3 protein-coding genes are annotated in these 4,841 nt (G+C 62.7%); 2 read left to right on the top strand and 1 reads right to left on the bottom strand.

Annotated features, from left to right (window positions below; all coding sequences use genetic code 11):
• The first annotated feature begins 167 nt into the window (after window positions 1-167).
• Complete coding sequence (locus tag VFL62_RS22060; RefSeq protein ID WP_325174511.1) at window positions 168-2,435, top strand: lytic transglycosylase domain-containing protein; 2,268 nt, start codon at window positions 168-170, stop codon at window positions 2,433-2,435.
• Window positions 2,436-2,635: 200 nt separating this feature from the next.
• On the opposite strand, the gene VFL62_RS22065 is transcribed toward VFL62_RS22060, so the two are convergent.
• Window positions 2,636-3,748, bottom strand: a complete 1,113-nt coding sequence (locus VFL62_RS22065) for a transporter (RefSeq protein ID WP_325174512.1) — start codon at window positions 3,746-3,748, stop codon at window positions 2,636-2,638.
• Between the two features lie 505 nt (window positions 3,749-4,253).
• Between VFL62_RS22065 and VFL62_RS22070 the strand changes: the two genes are divergently transcribed.
• Window positions 4,254-4,841 (top strand): tetratricopeptide repeat protein (locus VFL62_RS22070; RefSeq protein WP_325174513.1); only part of this gene is annotated, 588 nt, incomplete at its 3' end.

Genomic DNA, 4,841 nt, shown 5'->3' on the forward strand with positions numbered 1-4,841 from the left:
TTTTGCCGTGGTGGTGACGCAAACAGCGCCCCGTAGTGCCCCGTTCCAGCGTACCGGGCGTTTTTTCCAATTATTCAATAAACTGGGCCTTACTGGTCTCTCGTGATTCGCCGCACAGGAATGCCGTGATCCGTTTCTCTCGCGCCAAAGCTTTGCGTTCGACCGCCATGGCCACGACCCTGGCGACCGCGCTCGCGCTCATGATCGGCGCGCAAGCCATCGCAAAGGAACCCGACGCCAAAAAAGAGGCGGCGGCCAAGAAAGAGACCGCGACGAAGCAGGCGGGGGCCAAGCACAACGTCCCCATGCCCAAGGCGCGCCCGATCGCGCGCAGCGTCGTGCCCAGGAGCGAGAAGGCCGAGAAAACTGCGGACAAGGCATCCGGCAAGACAGCTCACAAGCCAACCGCCTTAGCGCCTCCCGCAGCGCCCCCCAATGCGGCGATGGCGCCGGCCACGCGACAGCACGCCGCGCTGCCGCCGGTCTCCGCCCGCAAGCCTGCGGTCCCCGCCGCGGTGGCGAGCACGTCGTCAACCTCGGCCAGCGACAAGGAAGCACTGGAGAACGTTATCGACCTCGTGCGCAAGCATAAGCCGGCCGATGCGAGCCAGGCCGAAACCACCATCGCCGATCCGCTTGCAAGAAAACTTGCGGAGTGGATCGTATTGCGCAGCGACGACAATGGCGCCACCGTCGAACGGTACCGCGCCTTCATATCAGCCAATCCGAGCTGGCCTTCACAGACCTTCCTGCGGCGGCGCCTGGAGGCCGCGCTCTGGGATGACCATCGCGAGGATGCGACCGTCTGGTCGTGGTTCGAGAATGAATCGCCGATCTCGGCCAAGGGCAAGTTTGCGCTGGCGCGGGTCATGATCGGGCGCGGCGACAGGGCCAATGCCGAGCGCTTGGTGCGGGACGCCTGGCGCAACGATCCGATGTCCGAAGACACCGAGAATACGGCGCTCGACCTTTTCGGGGCCTTGATCACGCCCGGCGATCACAAGGCGCGGATGGACTACTTCCTCTACGGCAGCGAGCATGAGATTGCCCTGCGTGCCGCAAAGCGCCTCGGCAGCGGCCACGTCGCGCTGGCAAAGGCCCGTATCGCGGGCTTTCACAAGGCAGGCAACGCCCGCTCCCTGCTGGAGGCGGTGCCGGGCGAGCTGCGCAGCGATCCCGGCTATCTCTTCAGCCGCATCCAGCTGCTGCGGCGCGAAGAGAAGTTTCCCGAAGCCGCGCAATTGATGCTGAGCGCGCCGAAGGACCCCGGCCGGCTCTTCAACATGGACGAATGGTGGATCGAACGGCGCCTGCTCGCGCGCAAGATGATCGATGTCGGCGAATATCGCACGGCGTATCTGATCGCGCGCGACGCGGCGCTGCCCTCGCGCGACATCTACAAGACCGAACAGGAGTTCACGGCGGGGTGGATCGCGCTGCGCTTTCTCAATGATCCCGCGACCGCCGCCCAGCATTTTGCGCGTATCGGCGTTGGCAGCGTCAATCCGACCACCCTGGCACGCGCCGGATATTGGCAGGGCCGCGCGGCTGAGGCTGCCGGGCGTACCCAGGAAGCCCGCAATGCCTATGCGTCGGCGGCGGAACAGTCGACCAGCTATTACGGCCAGCTGGCTCGCGCCAAGCTCGGCCTGCCCCAGCTCGAGCTCAACGGGGTGCCGAGTGCGCGCGGCCGCGCCGTCGAACGGCTGGAGATCGTGCGCGCGGTGCAACTGCTTTACGAACTCGGCGAAAGCGAGATCGCGGTGCCGATTTTTGCCGACATGGGTGAGAACGGCGACGCCGACGCGCTGGTTGGCCTCGGCGAACTGGCTGCCCGCTACAGCGACGCCCGCGGCATGCTGCTGATGGGTAAGGCTGCGCTCAATCGCGGACTGCCGTTCGATCACTACGCCTATCCTGTCACCGGCATTCCGCCGTTCAGGTCGATCGGCCCCGAGGTCGAGCCGAGCATCATCTACGCCATCGCGCGGCAGGAGAGCGCCTTCAATCCTGCCGTCGTATCGCCGGCCCAGGCCTATGGCCTGATGCAGGTGACGCCGGATGCCGGCAAATATGTCTGCAAGAAATACGGCGCCAATTTCGACCTCACCCGCCTCAAGACAGATCCCGTCTATAACGCGGCGCTCGGAGCGGCAGAGCTCGGCGGGCTGCTCGACGATTATCGCGGCTCCTACATCATGACCTTTGCGGCCTACAATGCCGGGCGCGGCAGCGTGAAGAAATGGATCGACCGTTACGGCGATCCGCGCGATCCCAAGGTCGACGCCGTCGACTGGGTTGAACTGATCCCGTTCTCGGAAACGCGCAACTATGTGCAGCGGATCATGGAGAACCTGCAGGTCTATCGCACCCGTTTCGGCGGCGGCACGCGGCTGCAGATCGAAGCTGATCTGCACCGCGGCAACGCCGAATAGCATTCGCGCGATCAGTCCTCTCGCTCTCCGCCCCCTCAGGTCCACCGCGCCGGAAAGGCTCGGTTGCGTGCGCAGCCCTGACAGAGGCCTGTCGAGCCCACCGAGCCAAGGAGGCCGCTCGCTCGGCACCTCCCAAAAGGAAATCCCCCTCCCGGCTGATGCCGGAAGGGGGATTTGTCAGATCAGAGAGGCTATCGATGTTACTTGTGGAACATCGGTGCCTTGGCCGGCTCTTCCGGCGCCCAGAGGCGATAGCTGAGCGTTGCCAAAACCGTCATGCCCTTGGTGGTAAAGGACAGGTCGGTGGTGGGAGCAACGGGGGCCAGCGAACCGCCCGATGCATGAGCGTACACTTCCTGGGTCGCCCACACCGTCAAGCTTGCCGGGCCGAAGTTGTATTCGACGAGACCACCGACCGCGGCCAACTGCCAACGCTGCGTGTTGCCGGTGATACCACCCGTGCCCGGGATAAATCCAATGCCGGGGGCGAAGATACCTGGATGCAGCGCCAAGCAGACCGCGTCGGAGCACTTGTCGTTCGAGACCTGGGCGGCGTAGTAGCCGACCGGACCGAAGGTCCACTTGCCGATAGTCTTGGTGGCGGTCCAGTCGACGTGGAAGACGTCACCCTGGGTATAGTGATCCTGCTGGTTGGCCGTGTTCAACTCGTCGTAGATCGCGGCGCTCAGGTTCCAACCGTCCTTCAGATAAGAGAGGATCAACTCAGGCTGGAAGGTCCAGTACTTGTTGCCGAAGTTAGCGTAACCGTTCGAGCTAGAGGCCAGGCCGACGGGCATGGCGGCGGTTGCACCTTGCACGGTGCCGGTCGGCGCAAAGATGCCCAATCCGGCCTTGACGACAAAGCCGCTGGTACCGAGTTTCCAGCTCAATTCGACCGGGGCGAAGTAGGTGTTGTGGACGCCCGAGAACTGGTCGATCTGGGTCAGGTTCGGAGGACCGGATAGCGGCTTGCCGACACTCACCATGCCGAATGGCTGGGCGAGGACTGCGTCGTACGTCGCACCGAGGAAGGTCCAGCCGGGAACGAAGACGAAGCCCTGGATGTCGACCGCGGCCTGCACGCCGTTCTTGGTGGTGCCGATAGCATTCGTCAGCGGACCTGACACGTTGGTCTGGTAGGTGAAGACCTGATCGAACATGTAGATGCCCGGGGGCGGAACACCGGCGCTGGCGCCGATGAAGATGCCCGGCTTCTGCTGCCACTGCACGCCGCCTTCGAAGGCGTTTGCTGGCGAGAAGGCGAGAGCCGCCAAGCCCGCCGCCGCCAATAGTGCCTTGCTGTTCGATTTCATGTGTCCCCTCGTCGTGTAAAACGCCAAACCACCCTAGGCCGCCGTGTTTTTACTTTGCCCCTTCGTCATCGGAAGTGATCCGAACGCGACGAATCCGACGTGCCTATTTCTTGTTCCGAGAGTTGCTGCTCGTAGGCCAAAAGGCAATTTAAATTGGGCCAATGACTCTTTGTCACAGACCTTTTTCGGAAGGGTGTTGCAAATTGTGCACACACAAGCCCGAGACAGAGAAATCTATAAGCACTTGATTCAAAAAAGAGATTATCGCCACCTCTTGACGGCATGGGCGTGACTCAAAATTCCTTGAGGCGAAATTCTCGCCGTAACGTTGTGCAAGTTGCGGCACTTCAACGTCAGATTCTTGGACGCCTTTCCCAGTGGCAATACGAGCCCATCAATCGCGCAGCGCAGCCGGCCGGACAACGATGTTGCAGGACCCGCGCCCGCCAACGTAGGTAGTCGCGTGCGTCGAGACGGCGGCGAGCGAAAACCACGGGAGGAAAGATTGCGTTTTTCAGTGCTTGCGTCCGCGTTGGCCGCCCTCGTGATGTCGCTCAACGCCGCGCCGGCAGCCGATCAAGCCGATCTCGACCGCTGCAAGTTCGCTGGCGAACTCAACAAGGCCGATGAAGGAATCGCCGCGTGCGATCGCGTCGTCGGCGACTCCAAATTATCATCGCAGGATCGAGCCAGCGCCTTGAGCAGCCGCTGCGGATGGTGGTGGGCGAAAAAGGATGCTGAGCGGGCGTTGGCTGATTGCAACGAGTCGATCCGCACCTATCGCAACCTTGCTTCCGCCTATCTCAATCGCGGCAATGTTTACTTGAGCAAGTCGGATCTCGAGCACGCGCTTGCCGATTTCAACGAGGCGCTGCGGCTCGACCCGAAAAACGCCTGGGGCCTCGCCGCGCGCGGCAATCTCTACAAGAGCAAGGGCGACCTCGATCGTGCGCTGGCGGATCTCAACGAGGCGATCGGCCTCGATCCCGCCTACGCGCTCGCCTATTTCTCGCGCGCCGAGATCTACAAGGGCAAAGGCGATATCACCCACGCGATGTCTGACCTGAACGACACGCTACGGCTCGATCCCAAC

Source organism: Bradyrhizobium sp., assembly GCF_035701725.1.
Classification (GTDB): Bacteria; Pseudomonadota; Alphaproteobacteria; order Rhizobiales; family Xanthobacteraceae; genus Bradyrhizobium.

Coding starts and splice junctions, on each gene's coding strand:
- VFL62_RS22060 (WP_325174511.1), top strand. CDS start 168: ATGGCCACGACCCTGGCGACCGCGCTCGCGCTCATGATCGGCGCGCAA.
- VFL62_RS22065 (WP_325174512.1), bottom strand. CDS start 3,748: ATGAAATCGAACAGCAAGGCACTATTGGCGGCGGCGGGCTTGGCGGCT.